Annotated in this window: 21 protein-coding genes, 1 other RNA gene and 1 riboswitch; of the genes, 10 read left to right on the top strand and 12 right to left on the bottom strand. The window is 66.2% G+C overall.

Annotation, left to right across the window (positions count from 1 at the left end):
* The first annotated feature begins 216 nt into the window (after positions 1-216).
* A complete protein-coding gene (locus tag DWV00_RS23765) occupies positions 217-1,221 on the top strand; it encodes a LysR family transcriptional regulator (protein ID WP_115536050.1) in 1,005 nt (334 codons plus the stop codon).
* A gap of 63 nt (positions 1,222-1,284) precedes the next feature.
* On the top strand, positions 1,285-2,187 hold the full coding sequence (gene lgt / locus DWV00_RS23760; protein WP_115536049.1) for a prolipoprotein diacylglyceryl transferase: 903 nt from the start codon (positions 1,285-1,287) through the stop codon (positions 2,185-2,187).
* 121 nt (positions 2,188-2,308) lie between these two features.
* Here the strand turns inward: lgt and DWV00_RS23755 are convergent, their stop codons facing one another.
* The 5 genes from DWV00_RS23755 to DWV00_RS23735 all read right to left on the bottom strand — a co-directional run bounded on the left by DWV00_RS23755 (position 2,309) and on the right by DWV00_RS23735 (position 4,646).
* A complete protein-coding gene (locus DWV00_RS23755; protein ID WP_115536048.1) occupies positions 2,309-3,034 on the bottom strand; it encodes an SIMPL domain-containing protein in 726 nt (241 codons plus the stop codon).
* 83 nt (positions 3,035-3,117) lie between these two features.
* Positions 3,118-3,576, bottom strand: a complete 459-nt coding sequence (locus tag DWV00_RS23750) for an EVE domain-containing protein (RefSeq protein ID WP_115536047.1) — start codon at positions 3,574-3,576, stop codon at positions 3,118-3,120.
* Between the two features lie 165 nt (positions 3,577-3,741).
* A non-coding RNA gene (gene ssrS / locus DWV00_RS23745) (6S RNA) lies at positions 3,742-3,923 on the bottom strand.
* A gap of 46 nt (positions 3,924-3,969) precedes the next feature.
* Positions 3,970-4,284: a cell division protein ZapA gene (locus DWV00_RS23740; RefSeq protein WP_115536046.1), complete on the bottom strand. Its 315-nt coding sequence runs from the start codon at positions 4,282-4,284 to the stop codon at positions 3,970-3,972.
* Positions 4,281-4,646: an ATPase gene (locus DWV00_RS23735; RefSeq protein ID WP_115536045.1), complete on the bottom strand. Its 366-nt coding sequence runs from the start codon at positions 4,644-4,646 to the stop codon at positions 4,281-4,283. Before DWV00_RS23735 ends, DWV00_RS23740 begins: the two co-directional genes overlap by 4 nt.
* A 218-nt stretch (positions 4,647-4,864) precedes the next feature.
* Positions 4,865-5,105, top strand: a riboswitch (cobalamin riboswitch).
* Between the two features lie 105 nt (positions 5,106-5,210).
* Here DWV00_RS23735 and DWV00_RS23730 point away from each other — a divergent pair.
* The 6 genes from DWV00_RS23730 to DWV00_RS23705 all read left to right on the top strand — a co-directional run bounded on the left by DWV00_RS23730 (position 5,211) and on the right by DWV00_RS23705 (position 11,915).
* A complete protein-coding gene (locus DWV00_RS23730) occupies positions 5,211-7,181 on the top strand; it encodes a TonB-dependent receptor plug domain-containing protein (protein ID WP_115536085.1) in 1,971 nt (656 codons plus the stop codon).
* A 103-nt stretch (positions 7,182-7,284) separates the two neighbouring features.
* Positions 7,285-8,337: a FecCD family ABC transporter permease gene (locus DWV00_RS34680; RefSeq protein ID WP_245965003.1), complete on the top strand. Its 1,053-nt coding sequence runs from the start codon at positions 7,285-7,287 to the stop codon at positions 8,335-8,337.
* On the top strand, positions 8,334-9,155 hold the full coding sequence (locus tag DWV00_RS34675) for an ABC transporter ATP-binding protein (RefSeq protein WP_425452819.1): 822 nt from the start codon (positions 8,334-8,336) through the stop codon (positions 9,153-9,155). The genes DWV00_RS34680 and DWV00_RS34675 overlap by 4 nt, the downstream gene beginning before the upstream one ends.
* Before the next feature lie 245 nt (positions 9,156-9,400).
* Positions 9,401-10,456 carry a nicotinate-nucleotide--dimethylbenzimidazole phosphoribosyltransferase gene (gene cobT / locus DWV00_RS23715; protein WP_115536042.1) on the top strand — a complete coding sequence of 352 codons (1,056 nt, stop codon included), beginning with the start codon at positions 9,401-9,403 and terminating at the stop codon, positions 10,454-10,456.
* Positions 10,453-11,334, top strand: a complete 882-nt coding sequence (locus tag DWV00_RS23710; protein WP_115536041.1) for an adenosylcobinamide-GDP ribazoletransferase — start codon at positions 10,453-10,455, stop codon at positions 11,332-11,334. The genes cobT and DWV00_RS23710 overlap by 4 nt, the downstream gene beginning before the upstream one ends.
* Positions 11,319-11,915 (top strand): histidine phosphatase family protein, encoded by a 597-nt coding sequence (locus DWV00_RS23705; protein ID WP_115536040.1) that lies wholly within the window; start codon positions 11,319-11,321, stop codon positions 11,913-11,915. Before DWV00_RS23710 ends, DWV00_RS23705 begins: the two co-directional genes overlap by 16 nt.
* A gap of 87 nt (positions 11,916-12,002) precedes the next feature.
* Here the strand turns inward: DWV00_RS23705 and DWV00_RS23700 are convergent, their stop codons facing one another.
* The 3 genes from DWV00_RS23700 to DWV00_RS23690 are packed head-to-tail and all read right to left on the bottom strand — an operon-like array spanning position 12,003 to position 13,953.
* Positions 12,003-12,959: a cobalamin-binding protein gene (locus DWV00_RS23700; protein ID WP_115536039.1), complete on the bottom strand. Its 957-nt coding sequence runs from the start codon at positions 12,957-12,959 to the stop codon at positions 12,003-12,005.
* The gene (gene cobU / locus DWV00_RS23695; protein WP_115536038.1) at positions 12,956-13,534 is read right to left on the bottom strand and encodes a bifunctional adenosylcobinamide kinase/adenosylcobinamide-phosphate guanylyltransferase; all 579 of its coding nucleotides are present in this window, start codon (positions 13,532-13,534) and stop codon (positions 12,956-12,958) included. Before cobU ends, DWV00_RS23700 begins: the two co-directional genes overlap by 4 nt.
* The gene (locus DWV00_RS23690) at positions 13,531-13,953 is read right to left on the bottom strand and encodes a PaaI family thioesterase (protein ID WP_115536037.1); all 423 of its coding nucleotides are present in this window, start codon (positions 13,951-13,953) and stop codon (positions 13,531-13,533) included. The genes cobU and DWV00_RS23690 overlap by 4 nt, the downstream gene beginning before the upstream one ends.
* Before the next feature lie 124 nt (positions 13,954-14,077).
* On the opposite strand from DWV00_RS23690, the gene DWV00_RS23685 reads away from it, so the two are divergent.
* Positions 14,078-14,704 (top strand): ParA family protein, encoded by a 627-nt coding sequence (locus tag DWV00_RS23685; RefSeq protein ID WP_115536036.1) that lies wholly within the window; start codon positions 14,078-14,080, stop codon positions 14,702-14,704.
* A 73-nt stretch (positions 14,705-14,777) separates the two neighbouring features.
* On the opposite strand, the gene panD is transcribed toward DWV00_RS23685, so the two are convergent.
* The 4 genes from panD to DWV00_RS23665 form a co-directional block, all read right to left on the bottom strand.
* Positions 14,778-15,164, bottom strand: coding sequence for an aspartate 1-decarboxylase (gene panD, locus DWV00_RS23680; RefSeq protein ID WP_115536035.1), 387 nt, complete (start codon positions 15,162-15,164; stop codon positions 14,778-14,780).
* A gap of 57 nt (positions 15,165-15,221) precedes the next feature.
* Complete coding sequence (gene panC / locus DWV00_RS23675; RefSeq protein WP_115536034.1) at positions 15,222-16,055, bottom strand: pantoate--beta-alanine ligase; 834 nt, start codon at positions 16,053-16,055, stop codon at positions 15,222-15,224.
* A 131-nt stretch (positions 16,056-16,186) separates the two neighbouring features.
* Entirely contained in the window at positions 16,187-17,062 is an 876-nt protein-coding gene (locus DWV00_RS23670; RefSeq protein ID WP_115536033.1) for a segregation and condensation protein A, read from the bottom strand.
* Positions 17,063-17,064: 2 nt separating this feature from the next.
* Positions 17,065-17,253 carry a DUF3460 family protein gene (locus DWV00_RS23665; RefSeq protein ID WP_181885572.1) on the bottom strand — a complete coding sequence of 63 codons (189 nt, stop codon included), beginning with the start codon at positions 17,251-17,253 and terminating at the stop codon, positions 17,065-17,067.
* A gap of 240 nt (positions 17,254-17,493) precedes the next feature.
* Between DWV00_RS23665 and DWV00_RS23660 the strand changes: the two genes are divergently transcribed.
* On the top strand, positions 17,494-19,293 hold the full coding sequence (locus DWV00_RS23660) for an autotransporter assembly complex protein TamA (protein ID WP_425452818.1): 1,800 nt from the start codon (positions 17,494-17,496) through the stop codon (positions 19,291-19,293).
* Positions 19,294-19,306: the final 13 nt, after the last annotated feature.

Below are 19,306 nucleotides of genomic sequence, written 5' to 3'. Positions count from 1 at the left end.
AGACTCCGGTTCGTGATGAACGCAAGTGTGTGGGGGGCGCCTGGCCGCGGCCGGCTGGGTTGCGGCCGGCCGTCGGGCGAGTGGACGACCGGGGCCGGGCGAGCTTAGCTGCGGGCGCTCGCCTCAGCATACGCGCCCAGTTGCGCATGTCCAATATATGATTCATCCCGGATTAGGACGAATTGCATATCAACGACATCGCTCGGAGCCGCCGCCATGACCCCCGATCTGCGCCAGTTGCGCTACTTCGTCGCCGTCGCCGAAGAGCGGCATTTCGGGCGCGCCGCCCGTAAGCTGTCGATGACGCAGCCGCCGCTCTCGCAAGCCATTCGCGCGCTCGAAGAGGCGCTCGGCGTCGAGCTCTTTGCGCGCACGAAGCGCACGGTCGATCTCACGCCCGTTGGCGCCGACCTCCTGCCCGAAGTGCGCAAACTGCTTGCCGCGGCCGACGCGCTGCGGCCGCTCGCACAGAGCCTCGCGCGCGGCGAGGCCGGCGCGCTTTCTCTCGCATTCGTCTCCACGGCCGATTACGGTTTGCTGCCCCAATTGCTGCGCGAATTCGCCGTGCGCCATCCGCGCGTGCGCTTGAATCTGGCCGAAGCGACGAGCGACGTGCAGATCGAAGAGATCGTCGCGGGCCGGATCGATGCCGGCCTCATCATTCCCCCGCCGCCGCCGCGCCACGTGGCCACGCTGTCCTATTTGCCCGTCATGCGCGAGCCGCTCGTCGCGGCGCTGCCCGCATCGAGCGTGCGGCATCGCGGCCGCGGCGAGCCGCCCGATTGGAGCGACGAGCCCGTTTCGCTGGCCGATGTCGGGCAATTGCCGCTCGTGATCTTTCCGCGTCGTTTGGCGCCGGGCTTTTATGACATCATTACGGGCTGCTACGGCACGGCCGGGCTCACGCCCCGTATCGGGCAAGAAGCGATTCAGATGCAGACGATCGTAAGCTTGGTGTCGGCCGGCATGGGCATCGCACTGGTGCCGCAATCGCTGCGTAATCTGCGGCGCACCGGTGTCGTCTACCGGCCGTTGGCGGAGCGCACGCCGCTGGTGGAGACGGGGCTCGTCTGGAGAACGGCCGACGTGAGCCCCGTGCTGGCCGGCTTCATCGACATCGTGCGCGCCCATGCGGTCAGCTTGCATGCGCTCGCGCCGCGGCGATTAGGCACCGGCCGCCGTGCCAAGCAAGGGAAGGATGCGAGAGAGCGCGATGCTTAAACGCGGCGCGCGTACCGGTCGTTCAATGCTTCATTTTTCAATGCCGAAACTGAAATCCTTACGATGCTGATTCATCCCAATTTCGATCCCATTGCGATTCATCTCGGCCCGCTAGCGGTTCGTTGGTACGGCCTCATGTACCTCGTCGGATTCATGCTGGCGGTCTTCATCGCCCGCATGCGGCTGCGCTTTCCGCATGTTGCCGCGCAAGGCTGGACCGCCAAGGACATCGACGACATCCTGTTCTACGGCGTGCTCGGCACGATCCTCGGCGGCCGGCTCGGCTATGTCCTGTTCTACAAGGCCGATTACTACTTCGCGCATCCGCTCGACATCTTCAAGGTGTGGCAAGGGGGGATGTCGTTCCACGGCGGCTTCCTCGGCGTCACGCTCGCCATGGTGCTGTTCGCCTATCAGCGCAAGCGGACGTGGCTGCAAGTGACGGACTTCGTGGCACCGATGGTGCCGACGGGGCTCGCGGCGGGCCGCCTCGGCAATTTCATCAACGGGGAGTTGTGGGGACGCGTGACGAATCCCGATGCGCCGTGGGCGATGCTGTTCCAGAATTCGACGAACGACGACGCTGTCTGGCTCGTGCGGCATCCGCAATTGGCGGCGAAATGGCATCTGGCCGACATATTCGCGAAGTACCACATGCTTCCGCGTCATCCGTCGGAGCTCTACGAAATCGCGCTCGAAGGCATCACGCTGTTCTTCGTGCTGTGGTTCTTCACGCGCAAGCCGCGTCCCGTCGGCGCGGCGTCGGCCGTTTTTCTGATCGGCTACGGGCTGGCCCGATTCATCGTCGAATTCGCGCGCGAGCCGGACGATTTCCTCGGGTTGCTCGCGCTGGGGCTGTCGATGGGGCAGTGGCTCTCGCTGCCGATGATCGTCGTCGGCGTCGCCTTGCTCGTCTGGTCGTATCGGCGCGGCCGCACCGCGCCGGCCGGCGCGGCGTCGAACTGATCGGACGACGCACTCACGGTGTCGCCAGCGCGTGAGTGCGATCGATCCGGCGGGCGATCGATATCCCGTTTCGTTTTCGTTTTGAAACCGCCGCGCCATGCGGCGGTCATCGCAGGCGCATTTAACGCGTCATCGTCATCTGTACCGAGCCCGATACCGTGACGGTCACCGTCGACTTCCCGCCTTCGACCGGCATGGGCGCGGGTGCCGCCGCGGCCGCCATGGCGCGCATCGCGAACATCGGGCGCGGGGGAGGGGGCGCGTTGGTGCCGCCGACTTCGACCTCGCGAATCGTGTAGCCGTTGTATCCGAACGCATGCGCCGACGAGTCGGCTTGCGCTCTAAACTTTTTGATTGCGTCGGCCGTGAGCGTCTGCGCGGCTGCGCGCTGAGCCTCGGGCGACAGCGAGAACGCGACGCCGCCCACCTGCATTTGCGAATTGATTTGTCCCGCGAGTTTCGACGCGGCGGCAAAATCGCGCGATTCAAGGACGATTTCGGTACGGCCGCGCCACGAGGAAATGTGTCCGTCGCGGTCGGTCATCGGATAGATCGAAAACGTACCCGTATGCGCGGTGACGTTCGACACGCCGTGCGCTTGCTTGAGCGCGGCGTCGGCGTGCTGGTTGAGCGCATCGGTCAGCGAGGCCGCGTCGTTTGCCTCTTTTTCATAGAACAGCGTGATGTCGACGACGTCCTGCGGCACCTCTTCGCTCGCCTGCGCCGACAGCGACAGAACGCCCGACGGCACCGGCTGCGTCAGCACGGTGTCGGCTCTCGAGGGCAAGGCGGCAAGTGCGAGCGGCACGGCGGCCGCGAAAGACATCGTTGCGATTGTTTTTTTCATCGTGGCTCCGCTTCGGAACATGAAGGCATGGCGTTGGGACCGGGACCATGGAACCCGGGCGTTCTCACCGTCTTCGCCGTGTTCTACGTCAGTTGCGTCGTGATGAAGCGCCATTCGTCGTCGGTCACGGGCGTGATCGAGAGCCGGTTGCCTTTGGCCAGCACGCGCATACCGGCTAGCTCGGGATGCGCGCGTAGCTGCGCAAGCGGCACGAGCGGCGTTTTTTTCACGAAGCGGACGTCGACGAGCATCCAGCGCGGCGTTTCGCGCGTCGATTTTGCATCGTAGTACGGGCTCTTAGGGTCGAACTGAGTCGGATCGGGGTACGCGCCCGACACCACTTCGGCAATGCCGGCGATGCCAGGTTCCGGACAACTCGAATGATAAAAGAGCACGCCGTCGCCGATTCTCATTATGTCGCGCATGAAGTTGCGTGCCTGATAGTTGCGCACGCCTGTCCACGGCAGGGTTCGCTTCGCGGCGGAAGAGAGATCGTCGATGCTTGCTTCGTCCGGTTCGGACTTCATGAGCCAGTAGCGCATAGGCGAATCGAGTCAGGAGTGAAGTCGAGCGAATCAAGGGGCGGTACCGCTCCCCCACATACCGCACGTTCCGATGCGTGCGTCGCGCACGCGGTGCCGGACACGCGCACCGCGGTTTTGCGTGCCCCAAATGAAAACGGCATCGGAAGACCGATGCCGTCGAATAAAGTCCCCGCCTTGGCCGCTAGGCCGGCATCCTGAACCGAGAGTTCAGAATTGGTCGCAGTTAGCCGCACTTCGGGTACATCAGACAGAGTGACGCGCACGCCCGTGCTGCAAATTTCCGCAACCGTGCACATGGCATTGGTTCAAGGAATTTATGACCTTGGCGAACCAGGCAGGGAAGCCGTAAAACTCGTTTGTATCTTGATACCGCGTTGATACCGCGGCTCGTTACAGTGCTTCGTGTTGATCGAGCACCGCACCGAGCTTCTCGTTCATTTGGCGCATTGTACGCCGGATTTCCTCCGCGGGAAACGCTTCGCCATGGCGCACGCTCTGTTGCAGCTTCAGGAGTTCTGACGCGAGCGACAGCGCGGCCATGACGGCGATACGATCGGTGCCGCGCACGTTGCTGGACCCGCGGATCTTCGTCATCTCGACATCGACGCGTGCCACGGCCTCGAGCAGCGCCGCTTCCGTTTCGGGGGAGCAGGCGAGACGATAGCTCTGCCCGAGAATCGATACTTCGACTTGTTTTGTCGTCATGCGTCTTCTCCGTGCTGCGCGGAAGCGCCTTCCACGGCGTTTGCCTCGCTCCGCTCTTGCTGCGAGGCGAGCAAATCGAGCTGGCTGTCGGAATCGTACGGGCCTTTGGCGCGCGGCAGCTTCTCGAGGATCGCGTTCAGGCGCACTTGCGCATCGTCGATCTTCGCGACGAGCGCATCGCGCTCGGCTTGCAGGGCATTGCGTTCCTCGCGCAGCAGCGCGAGCTCCGCATGGGCCGTTTCGTTTTCTTTACGCAACTGCGCGAGTTGTTCCTCGAGCGCGAGGCGTGCCTGCTGCTGGCGCTCGTTGATCGCGATCAGGCGGCCAATATTCTGTGAGAGGGATTCGAGTTCGTTGAGCATCTGCTGCGTCCTCTAAAGACCCCGCATTTTAGCGCTAAATAGCCGCAGTTCCGATCGATCTCTCGTATCGAGACGTAACGGTTGTGGGCTTTTTTCCATGAAAGTGCTTTTTCGCACGATGTTTGCAGGGATTTCGCGATTTTCTTCCAATGTCCTCCGATGTCTTCCGATGGTTTCGGCGCAGGACTTCGGATTCTTGACGCTCCCCTGGGCCGCTCCTACACTTGCGGCACTTTGGTGCTCGCGCGCTAGGCTACTACGCACGCGGTTAAACGGGAAACAGGGAGCGAAGTCCGCTTGGACGAGCCAACCTGTGCTGTCCCCGCCAACGGTAAGCGACATGCGCGGCATTGCAAATGCGGCCGCGTCCACCGCTCCATGGCCACTGCGCGTGTTCGCGCGGGAAGGCGGATGCGGTGTGTCGCCAGCCCGGATACCGGCCAAAAGGGGGAGTGCGATGCCGCGCTCGCGCGTCGTATGACGGCTGCGCGAGCCGCGTGGCGCTCGATGACAAGCAGCCTGCGGGGAGCAGGGTGCGTGCCGGTATCACTGGAAAACTACACGATGTCCACGCCTACTGTCCGCGCGGCGCTCATTGCGCTCGCCGGTCTGCCGCTCGTTGCGCTCGCGCAGAGCGCGCCCGCCCCATCGGCTGCTTCTCCCGACGGCTCTTCCGCTACGGCCGCCGCGGCGTCCCCGGACGCGGCCAGCGCACCGGCGGCCAACATACCCGCGGCCCGCGCGACGAACGGCAGCGCCGCCGCCCTTGGCGGCTCCCTCGAGCCGATCGTCGTCACGGCGCAGCGCGGGCCGCAGCCGCTCTCCGAAGCCATTCCGCAAACGACGCGTTTCTCGCGGCAGGACATTGCCGATACGACCGCGACGGATTTGCCCGGGCTGCTCGAACAGGCCCCCGGCGCGCAGATTATTCGCAACGGCCCGCCGGGTTCGAACGCGACGCTGATGCTTCGCGGCGGCACGGCCACCGAATCGCTGGTGCTGATCGACGGGATGCGCGTCGATTCGGTGAGTCTGAGCCAGATCCAGCTCGGGCAAATTCCGCTGTCGGAGGTCGATCACGTCGAAGTCGTCAACGGCGACGTGTCGGCGCTCTATGGTTCCGGCGCGATGGGCGGCGTCGTGCAGGTGTTCACGAAAGACGGGGGCAACCACCCGCCGCGGTTCGATTTTTCCGTCGGCTACGGCAGCTATCACACGCAGACGCAGCAGGCCGGCGTGAACGGAGCGCTCGACAAGGACGGCAAGACGACGTTCAGCCTCAGCGTGGGGCGCTCGAAGGACGACGGCTTCTCCTCGATCAATTCAGCGCTCGCCCCGAACGTGAACCCGGCGGCGGATGGCTATCTGAACGAGAGCGTCTCGGCCTCGCTGCGCCATCAGTTCGACCATGGCTGGGACGCGGGCGTGCGGTACTTCGAATCGGACGGCAAGGACGCGTTCGACAACGCGTACGGCCAGCCGACCGACGTCAACTATCTCTACAGCAAGGTTCGTTTGGCGTCGGTGTTCGCGAACGGCAAGTTGACCGATTGGTGGACGACGCACTTGACCGCGGGCCTCGGAGACGATCGCGCTGTCGATCAGACGAACGGGCTCTACAACAACCGCTTCGACACCGACAATCGTCAATTCACGTGGCAGAACGATTTCAAGCTCGCCGCGCAGCAGAAACTGCAGATCGGCTACGAGCGGCTCGATCAGAGTTTGGAGTCGGACCAATTCGCGGCGCCCGATCGCCACGTGAATTCGGCGTTCGCCGGTTACACGGCGCGCTTCGGCGCGAGCCAGATCCAAGCCAATGTGCGGCGCGATCAGTATTCGGATTTCGGCGGCGCGAACACGTACTATCTCGGCTACGGGTTCGATTTCACGGAGCACTGGAAGGCGACGGCGAGCTATTCGAGCGCATTTCGCGCACCGAGTTTCGACGATCTGTATTTCCCCGGCAGCGGCAACACGTCGATTCGGCCCGAGCGCAGCCATTCGATCGAAGCGGCGTTGCAATACGCATCGGATACGCTAGGTGTGCTGCGGCTCACGGCGTTTCAGACGCGCTACACGGATTTGATCAATTACGTTCCGACGCAAGGCGGGTTGTTCTATCTCGCCGAGAACGTCGATCGCGCCAAGGTGCAAGGGCTCGAAGGGTCGTGGGCCGGCCGCCTCGGCAAGACCGACGTGCGCGCGGCGCTCACGGTACAAAACCCCGTGGACGAAGTGAACGACACGGACCTGAATCAACGAGCGCGGCACTTCGCTTCGTTTTCCGCCAACCGGCCGCTTGGCGCTTGGCGTGTCGGCGGGGAGTGGATCGTCAGCGGCCCGCACACCGACGGCGGCACCAATCTCGGCGGGTTCGGTCTAGTTAGCCTATCGGCGCGCTACAACATCACGAAGTCTTGGTATGTGCGCGCCCATATCGACAATCTGTTCGACAAGAACTATGAGCTTGCCTATACGTACAACACGCCGCGCCGCAGCGCGTTCATCACGATCGGATGGCAGGAGCAATGATGCGTAGGCGCATGTCGCAAATGCCCGCGCCTTTGCGCGGCGGTGCGCCTGCCGTCACCGCCGGCCGGAGATGCCTTCCGCGCGAAAGGTCGAGCGCGCGGCGATGAACTTGCCCGCTTCGCACGCGCACGCTCAAATGAACGCTCGGCGCGCCGCCTTCGTGTGGAGCGCGCTGGCGCTGGCCGCGCTCGCCGTTTTCATCGCCGCGCTCATGCTGGGCAGCGTGACGATCTCGCCCGCGCGGGCGGTACTTGCGCTGCTGCACCTGCCGGGACATGCGGCCGCGGCCGGAGGCACGGGCGACGTTGCCGGCGAGATCGTGCGGACGCTGCGCTTGCCGCGCGCCGTCGCGGGTTTCTCGTGCGGCGCGTTGCTCGCGCTCGCCGGTGCGCTGCTGCAGGTCCTGCTGCGCAATCCGCTGGCCGAGCCCTACGTGCTCGGCGTCTCCGGTGGCGCGGCCGCATTTGCGGTAGCGGCGCTCTTCGCCGGCTGCGCCTGGTGGCTCGTCGATGTCGCGTCGTTCGGCGGCGCCATGCTCTCGGTCGCGCTCGTGCTCGGCCTGGCCCGGCGCGAGTTCTGGCGCGGCGAGCCGCAAGAAGCCTCGCCGCGCTTGCTGCTCACGGGCGTCGTCGTCGCCACGGGATGGGGCGCCGTCGTCACGCTGCTGATCGCGCTCGCCCCCGACGACCGGCTGCGCGGCATCGTGTTTTGGCTGACCGGCGATTTGAACGGCGCGGCGAATCCGTGGCCGGCGCTTGTCGCGCTGGCCGTCGCGCTCGGTGTGAGCGTGCCCGCCGCGCCGCAATTGAACGTGCTGCTGCGCGGCGACGCGCTCGCCGCATCGCTCGGGGTGCCGGCAACGCGACTGCGCCTACGGATTTACGTGGTGGCCTCGCTCGCGGCGGCCGCGAGCGTGACCACGGCCGGTACGATCGGCTTCGTCGGCCTCGTCGTGCCGCATGCGCTGCGGCTCGTGCTCGGCAACGATCAGCGCATGCTCGTGCCGGCCAGCGCGCTCGCGGGTGGCGTCGCCGTCATGGGCGCCGATCTCGTCGCGCGCACGATCATCGCGCCGGCGCAACTGCCGGTTGGCGTCGTGACTGCGCTCGTCGGCGTGCCCGTGTTTCTCTGGATGCTGCTCGGGAGACGCCGGTGAAATCGCTCACGAACATCGGCGCCGATACTCGGCGCGCCTCGCTGTCGGCGCAGCATCTGACGCTGCGCGCGGGTGCGCGCACGCTGCTCGAGGACTTCACGCATACGTTCTATCCCGGCGAGATCTGGTGTGTCGCCGGGCCGAACGGCGCCGGCAAGACGACGCTGATTACCGCGCTGGCGGGCTTGGCGCGGCCGGCCGGCGGGCACGTCGACGTCGACGGCGAACGGATCGATGCATGGCCGAGCGCGACGCTCGCGCGCCGGCGCGCGTTGATGCCGCAGACGTCGCATGACGCGTTCGGTGCCAGCGTGCTCGACATCGTTCTGCTCAACCGCTTTCCCCATTTGACCGGCTGGGGCTGGGAGCGTCTTGCCGACCGCGCGGCGGCGTTTGCGGCGCTGGAAGCGCTCGGGCTCGAGTCGCTCGCCTCGCGCGATGTACTCTCGCTCTCGGGCGGCGAGCGGCAGCGTGTCTCGCTGGCCGCGGCGCTATGCCAGGAAGCGCCGCTGCTCTTGCTCGACGAGCCGCTCGCCTTTCTCGATTGGCACCATCAGATCGACTGCATGAACGCCCTCGTGCGATGGACGCGGGCGTCGACGCGCACGGTGTTTTTTTCGTGCCATGACCTCAATATCGCTCGCCGCTTCGCGACGCATGCGCTGCTGCTGGAAGGCAACGGGGCCGCTCATACGGGGCCCGTGCGCGACGTGCTGACGCCCGCGCTCGCGAGCCGCGCGTTCGGATATCCGCTCGTCTTGATCGAGCAGGGCGGTTATGAGGCGCTGGTGCCGGCGCTGCCGGGCGCGCCAAGGTGAGCAAGGCGAGAGTAAGAAGTGAGCGCACGCTACGCCGGTGGACCCTATATAGTGGCACCCCGGCACCGGCGAGCGCCGACGGTGCGGTTTTACCGAATTGAAGAAGGGCGAGCGTTGCGGGTATGGTGACATCTTTGCGCTGCGCGATTCGGCCTTCGGGGCCGGGTCACGCCGAACACGGGTTTGTCTAGTTTGTCTATTCACCTTGCCGGCCGCGCATCGCCCGCCACGACATTGAACTGAGAATGAACGCACCACTTCCGTTGCCCATCGTCGAACCGCTCGATCGCACGCTGCGCGATGCGCTGACACGCATGATCGATGCCAAGACGAAGCCGCCGGGTAGCCTCGGCATGCTCGAGACCGTCGCGCGCCAGATGGGCATGATTCAGCAGAGCACGCGACCCACCATCGCACGGCCCGCGATGATCGTGTTCGCGGCCGACCACGGCATTGTGCGGGAGGGTGTGAGCCCGTACCCGCAAGCGGTCACCGCGCAGATGGTCGCGAATTTTCTCGCGGGCGGCGCGGCCATCAATGCGATCAGCCGCGTGTCCGAGTTGACGCTTGAAGTCGTCAACGCCGGTGTCGCGACACCGCTCTCGCCGCTGCCCGGTCTCGTCGATATCCCGATCGGTCCCGGCACGCGCAACTTCGCGCACGGGCCGGCGATGACGCGTGAGGAGGCGCTCGCGGCCATGCAGGCGGGCGCGGCGCGCGTGCGCCATCATGCCGCGCTCGGCACCAACGTGATCGGCTTCGGCGAGATGGGGATCGGCAATACGTCGTCGGCCGCTTGTTTGATGAGCCGGATGTGCGGCGTGCCGATCGACGAATGCGTCGGGCGGGGCACCGGTCTCGACAACGCAGGCCTTGCGCGCAAGCGCAACGTCTTGGCCTCGGCGCTCGCGGCGAACCAGGATGCGACCGAGCCGATCGACGTGCTCGCGGCGTTCGGCGGCTTCGAAATCGCGATGATCGCGGGCGCCTACCTTGCCGCGGCCGAAGCGAAGATGACGATTCTCGTCGACGGGTTCATCGCGACCTCGGCGCTGGTCGTCGCCGATGCGATCGCACCGGCCCTGCGCGATTACTGTGTGTTCGCGCATCTGTCGAACGAGGCGGGGCATCGGCGCATGCTCGACTACTTCGGCGCGAAGCCGCTGCTCGCGCTCGACATGCGGCTCGGCGAAGGGACGGGGGCGGCGCTGGCGTTGCCGGTGCTGAGGGCGGCAGTTGCGATCCTGAACGACATGGCGAGCTTCGAATCGGCCGGCGTCGCCGGGCGCGAGGCGCGATGACGGACGAGCGGGGCACGCGCCCGGCGTCGTCCGCATCCTCCGGCGAACCGCGAGCCGAGCCGGACGATGGACCTTCCCATCGAGCCGCCTCCGGCGCGGCATCGCTCGTTCGACGCCGTCCGAGGTGGCACGATGAACTGCGATGCCTCGTCGCCGCGCTGGGCTATTTCACCCGCGTGCCGATTCCGCCCGCGATCGCTCTCGATCGGAACGATCTCGCCGGCGCGGCGCGCTACTTTCCTGTCGTCGGGGCACTCGTCGGTGCGGCGGGCGCGCTCGTTTATCTGATCGCCCGGTGCGTGTTTCCGCCACCGGTTGCCGTGCTGCTATCGATGGCCGCCACGCTGCTGGCGACGGGCGCGCTGCACGAGGACGGTCTCGCCGATTGCTGCGACGGATTCGGCGGCGGCCCGACGCGCGAGGACGCGCTGCGCATCATGCGCGATCCGCGGCTCGGCGCGTTCGGTGCGATCGGGCTCGTGATCGCGTTGGCGCTCAAGTGGCAGACGCTCGCCGCGCTGCCTGCCGCGACGGCCGCTTGGACGATGGTGAGCGCGCATGCCGCGAGCCGCGCGCTGGCCGTGAGTTTTCTGGCCACGCACGACTACGCGCGCGAGGAGGGCAAAGCCAAGCCCGTCGCACAACGGATGCCGGCGCGCTCGCTTGCCGTTGCGCTCGCGCTCGGCTTGCCGTGGCTCGTTTTGCCGGATTGGCGCGCGGGCGCGCTCGGGCTCGCGGTGGCGCTGGCCTTGCGCTTCCTGCTCGGGCGCTACTTCGCGCGCCGGCTCGGCGGCTATACGGGCGATTGCCTCGGGCTCGCGCAGCAGATCTTCGAGCTTGCGCTCTATCTATCCGCACTCGCGTGGACCTCGTTCTGATTCGTCATCCGACACCGGCGATCGATGCCGGTGTCTGCTACGGCAAGACCGACGTGCCGTTGGCTGTCGATGCGGCCGCGTCGGCGCGCTTGCTCGCCGCCCGCCTCGCGGCGCTCGATGTGCCGCCGCCCGAGCACTTCGCGACGAGTCCGCTGCGGCGATGCGCCGACGTCGCGCATCCGCTCGCGCGGCATTTCGGCTGCGCGTGCGCTGTCGATGTGCGCTTGCAGGAGATCGACTTCGGCACGTGGGAAGGGCAGCGCTGGGACGCGATCGACCGCGCGGCGCTCGATGCGTGGGCTGCCGATTTGCGCCACGCGCGCATGCACGGAGGCGAAAGCGTGGCGCAGTTCGAGGCGCGCGTCGGCGCGTGGCTCGAACTCTGGCGCGAGGCGGAAGGTGCCGCGGGCTCGAGCGTGCTCGCCGTGACGCACGCGGGTGTCATGCGGACGATCGCCGCGCTCGTGCTCGACGAGGCGATCGAGACGACGCTGAAGTGGCCGCTGGAGATGGCTGCCGTCGTCTGGCTGCGGCGCGGCGCGCCGGGCGGCGAGTGGCGTCTGCTGCGTTGGAACGTGTGAGCGGCCGATACACGATAGGCGGCCCCACATCGAGATTCGTTACCCGTTGCCCCTTTGCCCGTTACTCGGCGTTCGGTGCCTCGGCCTTTAGCGCGGGCTCACGGCATCGGCTTGGCTTCTGCGCTCGCGCGCGAATTGCAAGTCTCGGCACAGTTGCTCGGCGCCTTGTGCCAGGCGCGGCGCGGGCCGGTTGATGAGATCGCCGTCGATCGCGAACAGATTGCCGCGTGCAACCGCCGTCATCCGTGGCCAAGCGCGCCATGCGGCGAGGCTCGGCAGCGGTGCGTCGGCCTGCGTGGCGCCTTGGCTCGTCGTCACGATCGCCTCGGGATTCGCGGCGACGACGGCCTCGGTCGATACCGTCGGCACGAGCGGCGTCAGCTTCGCAAAGACATTGCGCCCGCCGCACAACGCGATGACGTCGCTGACGATATGCGTGCCGTTCAGCGTCATCAGCGGATCGGCCCACACTTCGTAAAAGACGCTGACGGGCGCCCGCCCGGCGTAGCGTTCGCGCAGCGCCGCGATCTTGCCGCGATAGTCGGCGGCCGCCGCTCGCGCCTGCGCGCCGGTGCCCATCAGCGTGCCCAACGCGATGAGATCGGTCGCGACGTCGTCGAGCTTGCGCGGCTCGCTGTGATAAAGCGGGATGCCAAGCGCGCGCAGGCGATCGAGCTGGCGCTCGCCGTTGCCGTGGCGCCAGACGATCACGAGGTCGGGTTTGAGCGCGACGATGCGCTCGAGATCGAGCGAGGTGTTGCTGCCGACGCGCGGCAGGGCTTTCGCGGCGCTCGGGTAGTCGCTATAGGACACGGCGCCGACGAGCTTGGCGCCGCCGCCGGCCGCGTAGGCGAGCTCGACTGCGTGCGGTGCGAGCGCCACGACGCGCTGGGCCGGCGCGGCGAGCGTGACGCGCTGGCCGGCGTCGTCGGTGACCGTGATCGCCGCAGACGCGCAAGGGGCGAGCGGGAGCAGAGCCGCCCAAGCGAGGGCGCAGCGGACGGCCGCGCGCCGCGCCGCGCGTGGGCGTTGGGCGGCGCTCATCGAGTTCCTTCGCTTTTGACGGTCATTGGCAGCCCCGCCACCATCAGCGTCACCTCTCGCGCGAGCGCCGCGACGCGTTGATTGAGCCGCCCCAGTTCGTCGACGTATCGGCGCGTCATGGCGCCCATCGGCACGACCCCCATGCCGATTTCGTTGCTGACGACGATGACGGGCCCTCGCACGCGCGACAGCGCCGTTTCGAGCGCATCCATGCGGGCCGCGCAGTCGTCGTTCTGCAAGCCTTCCCGTCCGTCCTCGTCGTTCGCGGGGCAGATCACGTTGGCGAGCCAAAGCGTGAGGCAGTCGACGAGGATGCAGGTGCGGCCGTCGTCCGTGCCGGCAATCGCTTCGGCGAGGTCGGCGCCGGCCTCGACGAGGCCCCATTGCGCGGGGCGGCGTGCGCGGTGATGCGCGATGCGTGCGGCGAATTCCGCATCTCCGGCGTCGCGTGCCGTCGCGATATAGGTCACGGGCAGGCCGAGGCGCGATGCTTGCGTTTGCGCGAGCTGCTCGGCGTGGCGGCTCTTGCCCGAGCGGGCGCCGCCGAGGACGAAGGTAAGATCGGGGTGCCTCATCGAGCCAGGATCATTTGCGTGCAACGGAACAGTGCAATCGTATGACCGTCGGGATCGAACACCGAGGCGTCCCATACGTGGGTGCTGCGGCCCAGATGGACGGCGGTCGCGACGGCGCGCACGGTTCCCGCGCGGCAGGTGCCGAGGAAGTTGCTTTTCAGCTCGATCGTCGTGAAGCCGTGCGCGTGTTCCGGCAGATGCGCCAAGCAGGCGTAGCCGCAGCACGTATCGGCTAGGCCGATCACCGTCGCCGCGTGCAGGAAGCCGTTCGGCGCGAGCAGTTGCGGGCGCACCGCGAGCTTGCCCGTCAGCGTGCCTTGCGCGAGCGCGACCACGCGCACCCCGAGCAACTCGGGCAGCGTACCCTGCTGGTACTCGTGAATCGTCTCGATCGTGTAGTCGGGGCGTAGGGTCGACATCGCATGAGCCTCCTAGAGGGCGAAATTGCCGATATTATCGGGACCTGCGATGCATTTTGATAGTGAGAGCTTAACGGGCTAACCGGCCGCTTCTTCCCAATCGGCCTTCTACTCGGGAGTGTTCATGACGGTGATCGTGGTAGCGAACCCCAAGGGCGGCGTGGGCAAGAGCACGCTGTCGACGAACTTGGCGGGCGCCTTCGCGGCGAACGGCGAATGGGTGGCGCTGGCCGACCTCGATCGGCAGCAGTCGTCGCACGGATGGCTTGCCCTGCGCCCCGAAGGATTGCCCCCCATCGAAACCTGGCGCGTCGATCCCGAAGCGCCGGTGAAACCGCCGAAGGGCCTCGAGCACGCCGTAATCGATACCCCGGCCGGGCTGCACGGCAATCGGCTGGCCGCGGCGCTGGAGCTGGCCGATAAGGTCGTCGTGCCGCTGCAGCCGTCGATGTTCGACATCCTCGCCACGCAGCATTTCCTCGAGCGCTTGACCAAGGAAAAAGCCGTGCGCAAGGGGGCGATCGAAATCGGTGTCGTGGGCATGCGCGTCGACGCGCGCACGCGCTCGGCCGAGCAGCTGCACCGGTTCGTGGAGAGTCTCGAGCTGCCCGTGCTCGGGTTTTTGCGCGATACGCAGAACTACGTGCAGCTCGCGGCGCACGGGCTCACGCTCTGGGACGTGCCCCAAAGCCGTGTCGAGAAGGACCTCGAACAGTGGGAGCCGATCAAGGCTTGGGTCGAGAAGAAGTGAGGCCCGGCCGCGCGTGGGCGGCCCGCTCGTTCAGGCCAAACCAAGGCCCGGCTCAGACCAGCTAAGGCTCCGCTCAGGTCCAGCTTTGCACGGGCACGTGGCCGCGGCTGCTCTTCTTCTGGTTGTTCTCGTCGACGAATACGAGCTTCGGCTCCCAGCCCGCCTTCAACTCGGCCTCGTCCACCATCGCGAACGCGGCGATGATGACGAGATCGCCTAGCTGCGCGCGACGCGCGGCCGAGCCGTTCAGCGAGATCATGCCGCTGCCGCGTTCGCCGCGGATCGCGTAGGTCGAGAAGCGCTCGCCGTTGTTGACGTTCCAGATGTCGATGCGTTCGTTTTCGACGATGCCCGACGCGTCGAGCAAATCCTCGTCGATCGCGCACGAGCCTTCGTAATGAAGCTCGCAATGCGTGACGACGGCGCGGTGTATCTTCGATTTCAACATGTGTCGCTGCATGGTCTTTCCCTTACTTCACGTCAATTCAATTCAGACGATTGCCGCCCGCGGGCCGGATCAGATTTCCAGGTTGTCGATGAGGCGCGTCGTCCCTAGCTTGGCGGCCGAGAGCACGACGAGCGGTGCGTCGAGTTCGTCCGCGCTGGGCGCGATCAAATTCGAGCGCTTGCGCACCGCCACATAATCGGGCTTCCAGCCGCGCGCGGCAAGGCTTTCGACCGCTTCGCGCTCGATCGCGGTGAAGTCGCGCCGGCCGGAGAGCACCGCTTCGCGCACGCGGGCGAGCGCCGCGGCGAGCATCGGCGCCTCGGCGCGCTCGGCTTCGCTCAGAAAGCGGTTGCGCGAGCTCAATGCAAGGCCGTCGGTGTCGCGCACCGTTTCGGCGGCCACGATGTCGGTCGGCAGTGCGAACTGGCCACACATCTGCCGCACGATCATGAGCTGCTGGTAATCCTTCTTGCCGAACACGGCCACGCGCGGCTGCACGCACGACATCAGCTTCATGACGACGGTGCACACGCCGGTGAAGAAGCCGGGGCGGAATTCGCCTTCGAGAATATCGCCGAGATCGTGCGGCGGGTGGACGCGATATTCCTGCGGCTGCGGATACATGTCGCGCTCGGTCGGCGCGAACAGCACGTAGACGTTTTCCTTCTGCAGCTTCTCGATATCGGCTTGGAGCGTGCGCGGATATTTGTCGAAGTCTTCGTTCGGCCCAAACTGCAGACGATTGACGAAGATGCTGGCGACGACCGGGTCGCCGTGCTGACGCGCCAGACGCATCAGCGACAGATGGCCCTCATGCAGGTTGCCCATCGTCGGGACGAAGGCCGTTCGGTTCTGGCCGCGCAATTGGTCGCGCAATTCCTGGATCGAGCTGATGACTTTCATGATGGCAAGGCTGAGGCGGGCGACGCCGTGCGGATTGAAGGCGCGCCGATTGTAGTGGATTCGGCGGCGCTTGACATGGCCTGTCCTGGCGCGCCGTCGAAAAACGAACGGATTGACGCGCGGCTCGCCCGTTATGCGGGCAAGTACGCGAGCCGTACGTAAATCGGAGCGAACGGTTCGGGCTGCGTGATTTCGATCAGCGATTCCCGCGCCAGTTCAAGCATGGCGATGAAATTCACGACGACGACGGGCACGCCTCGCGCGACGTCGAACAACTCGGAAAACTCCACGAACCGGACATTCTGCAAACGCCGCAGAATCATGCTCATGTGCTCGCGCACCGAAAGCTCTTCGCGCGAGATCTTGTGATGCTGCACGAGCTTGGCGCGTTTGAGCACGTCGGCCCAGGCCGCGCGCAGATCGTCCATCGCGACGTCGGGGAACCGCGGCGCCATGCTCTGCTCGATGTAGACCTCGGCGCGCAGAAAGTCGCGGCCGAGCTGCGGCAGCTGATCGATCCGCTGCGCCGCGAGCTTCATGCGCTCGTATTCGAGCAAGCGCCGCACCAGTTCGGCGCGCGGATCCTCGGGCTCTTCTCCCGTATCGGCTTTCTTGACCGGCAGCAGCATGCGCGACTTGATCTCGATCAGCATCGCGGCCATCAGCAGATACTCGGACGCGAGTTCGAGATTCGTTTTGCGCAGCTGCTCGACATAGCCGAGGTACTGTGCCGTCACGTCCGCCATCGGAATGTCGAGTACGTTGAAGTTCTGCTTGCGGATCAGGTACAGCAGCAGATCGAGCGGACCTTCGAACGTTTCGAGGAAGACCTCGAGGGCGTCGGGCGGGATGTACAGATCCTGCGGCAGCTTGAACAGCGGCTCGCCGTACAGGCGCGCGAACGCGATGCCGTCGACGGTGTCGGGCGTCGAGTCGGTCGCGGGCGCGGTCAGCGCCGCGTCGGGCGCCTGCGCCTGCCCGCGATGCCCTTCGTCGGCGGCGGTCACGTTCAGAAGTTCTGGTAGTAGACGTACGACGTTTGCTTCACGCGCGACTGCTGCTGTTCCGAACGCTCCTCGAGATCGATCGGCTGCTTGTCCCACAGGAGCGCGCGGCCGCGGCGCTGCTCGTCCTCGAGCTTCGGCTGTTGCTGCTTGAGCTGATTGATGAACTGCGTGATGTCCGACTGATACATGATTCGGTGATCCTGGAAATGGGGACATAACAGCGCCATGAGCGGCGCCGTGTGCAAGGTGGGATTTTAGCGCATGCCGTCCCGAGCGGAACACTGGGCGCTGCCGCGCGTCGAAAGCGGGCACGCGGATCGCTCGTGGGCGGCGCGCGACCGTTATGTTCAAATGACCGCTTTCGCCGGTGCCGGCCGGGCCGGGCACTCGTCAAACTCGTCAACGCTGGGAGATTCTATTTGCGGCGAGCCGTGATCGTTTCGTCTCGCGCCGGGCGGCGCGGCCGACACCTGCGCTCAGGCGCCCTGGCGGGGCGGCCGGTTTGGCCGTCGCTCGTGCTGGGCGCGCTGCTCGCGCTGGCTTCGATGTCCGCTTTCGCCAAGTACGACATCGCGATCGATGCGCCGCGCGCCATGCGCAAGCTGCTCGAGAAGCACCTCGATCTCGCCCGCTTCGCCAAGCGAGACGACGTGACCGACGATCAATTCGATTTTCTCGTCACCGCCGCGCCTCAGCAAGTGCGGGACCTGGCCGCGACCGACGGCTATTTTTCGCCCGTCGTGCGCACCGACGTTCGCGCGGGCCGCAAAGGCAAGCGGTCGGTCACCGTTCATGTCGATCCGGGGCCACGCACGATCGTCTCGTCGGTCGAGCTCACGTTCGACGGCCCCGTCGGCACCGAAGAGCCGAAGCGGGAGAATGCGGCGCGGTTCGCCTTTTCCCTGCATACGGGCGATCCGTTCACGCAGGCCGCATGGACCGACGCGAAGGCGGCGGCCCTGAAGGCGCTGCAGGCACGCCGCTATCTCGGCGCGAAAATCGTGCATTCGCAAGCGCGCATCGATCCTCATACGCGGCAAGCCGCGTTGACCGTCGCGTTCGCGAGCGGCCCGACGTTCACGCTCGGGCCGCTCGACGTCTCAGGGGTGCAGCGCTACCCGGGCCGCATCGTCACCAACGTCAATCCCGTGTCGGTCGGCGAGGTCTACGATGCCGAGCGCATTGCCGAGCTGCAGCGGCAACTGCAGAACACGCCGTATTACGCGAGCGTGGCCATCGACGTCGACAGCGACGTGACGAAGCCGAACGACACGCCGATTCACGTGAAGGTGAGCGAGTACCCGTACAACAACGTGCGCGGCGGCGCCGGCTATGCCACCGATACCGGCGCGCACGTGCAGGGCTCGTATTCGTACCTCGACACGTTCGGCGCCGCTTGGCCGTTCTCGGTGCAGGGCCGGCTCGATCAGATCCAGCAGTACGGCCAGATCCAGTTGTCGATGCCGCCGGGCCAGCGCGGCTGGGTCAACAGCGCGCTCGCTTCCTATACGAACACGCAAGTGTCGGGCACGCGCATCTACAGTGCGCGCGCGGGCGTGCAGCGCGCGCGCACGGCGCAGTTCATCGACTACACGTATTCGATCCAGTACTACGCCGACCGCCTCGATCAAAACGCGATCGGCCCGACGACGAGCCACGCGCTGGTGCCGCAATGGTCGTGGACGCGCCGCAACGTGGACGACCCGCTGTTCCCGCGCAAGGGCAACCTCGTCCACGTCGAAACGGGCTTCGCCATCAAGGGCGCCGCGACGGATCAGACGTTCGCCCGCGTGTACGCGCGGGGCGTGCAATACGTGCCGCTCTTCAAACGCGATTTGTTTCTCGTGCGCGCCGAACTCGGCGGTGTCTTCACGACCGGCGGCTCGAGCGGCATTCCCGCGTCGCTGCTGTTTCGGGCGGGCGGCTCCAATTCCGTGCGCGGCTACGGGTTCCAGAGCATCGGCAACAACATCGACGGATCGGTGTTGCCGACGAAGTATTTGGCCACGGCAACCGCGGAATATCAGCACTGGTTCAGCCACGACTGGGGCGCGGCGGTTTTCTACGACATCGGCGCGGCAACGGACACCTGGGGCGAGCGCGTCTTCTATCCGGGCGTGGGTGTCGGCGCGCGCTGGCGCAGTCCCGTCGGTCCGATCAACGTCGATGTCGCCTACGGCACGCGCAACCACAGCGTGCGGCCGTATTTGACGCTCGGCATCGCGTTCTGACATCTTGAATCGC

The organism is Trinickia dinghuensis, assembly GCF_003367175.1.
Classification (GTDB): domain Bacteria; phylum Pseudomonadota; class Gammaproteobacteria; order Burkholderiales; family Burkholderiaceae; genus Trinickia; species Trinickia dinghuensis.
Note: the sequence above shows the minus strand (reverse complement) of the source record. Positions and strands in the feature narration are given on the sequence as shown.

Excerpts from the sequence above, each read along its gene's own strand:
- DWV00_RS23765 (WP_115536050.1), top strand. The coding sequence starts at position 217 with ATGACCCCCGATCTGCGCCAGTTGCGCTACTTCGTCGCCGTCGCCGAA.
- lgt (WP_115536049.1), top strand. The coding sequence starts at position 1,285 with ATGCTGATTCATCCCAATTTCGATCCCATTGCGATTCATCTCGGCCCG.
- DWV00_RS23755 (WP_115536048.1), bottom strand. The coding sequence starts at position 3,034 with ATGAAAAAAACAATCGCAACGATGTCTTTCGCGGCCGCCGTGCCGCTC.
- DWV00_RS23750 (WP_115536047.1), bottom strand. The coding sequence starts at position 3,576 with ATGCGCTACTGGCTCATGAAGTCCGAACCGGACGAAGCAAGCATCGAC.
- DWV00_RS23740 (WP_115536046.1), bottom strand. The coding sequence starts at position 4,284 with ATGACGACAAAACAAGTCGAAGTATCGATTCTCGGGCAGAGCTATCGT.
- DWV00_RS23735 (WP_115536045.1), bottom strand. The coding sequence starts at position 4,646 with ATGCTCAACGAACTCGAATCCCTCTCACAGAATATTGGCCGCCTGATC.
- DWV00_RS23730 (WP_115536085.1), top strand. The coding sequence starts at position 5,211 with ATGTCCACGCCTACTGTCCGCGCGGCGCTCATTGCGCTCGCCGGTCTG.
- DWV00_RS34680 (WP_245965003.1), top strand. The coding sequence starts at position 7,285 with ATGAACTTGCCCGCTTCGCACGCGCACGCTCAAATGAACGCTCGGCGC.
- cobT (WP_115536042.1), top strand. The coding sequence starts at position 9,401 with ATGAACGCACCACTTCCGTTGCCCATCGTCGAACCGCTCGATCGCACG.
- DWV00_RS23710 (WP_115536041.1), top strand. The coding sequence starts at position 10,453 with ATGACGGACGAGCGGGGCACGCGCCCGGCGTCGTCCGCATCCTCCGGC.
- DWV00_RS23700 (WP_115536039.1), bottom strand. The coding sequence starts at position 12,959 with ATGAGCGCCGCCCAACGCCCACGCGCGGCGCGGCGCGCGGCCGTCCGC.
- cobU (WP_115536038.1), bottom strand. The coding sequence starts at position 13,534 with ATGAGGCACCCCGATCTTACCTTCGTCCTCGGCGGCGCCCGCTCGGGC.
- DWV00_RS23690 (WP_115536037.1), bottom strand. The coding sequence starts at position 13,953 with ATGTCGACCCTACGCCCCGACTACACGATCGAGACGATTCACGAGTAC.
- DWV00_RS23685 (WP_115536036.1), top strand. The coding sequence starts at position 14,078 with ATGACGGTGATCGTGGTAGCGAACCCCAAGGGCGGCGTGGGCAAGAGC.
- panD (WP_115536035.1), bottom strand. The coding sequence starts at position 15,164 with ATGCAGCGACACATGTTGAAATCGAAGATACACCGCGCCGTCGTCACG.
- panC (WP_115536034.1), bottom strand. The coding sequence starts at position 16,055 with ATGAAAGTCATCAGCTCGATCCAGGAATTGCGCGACCAATTGCGCGGC.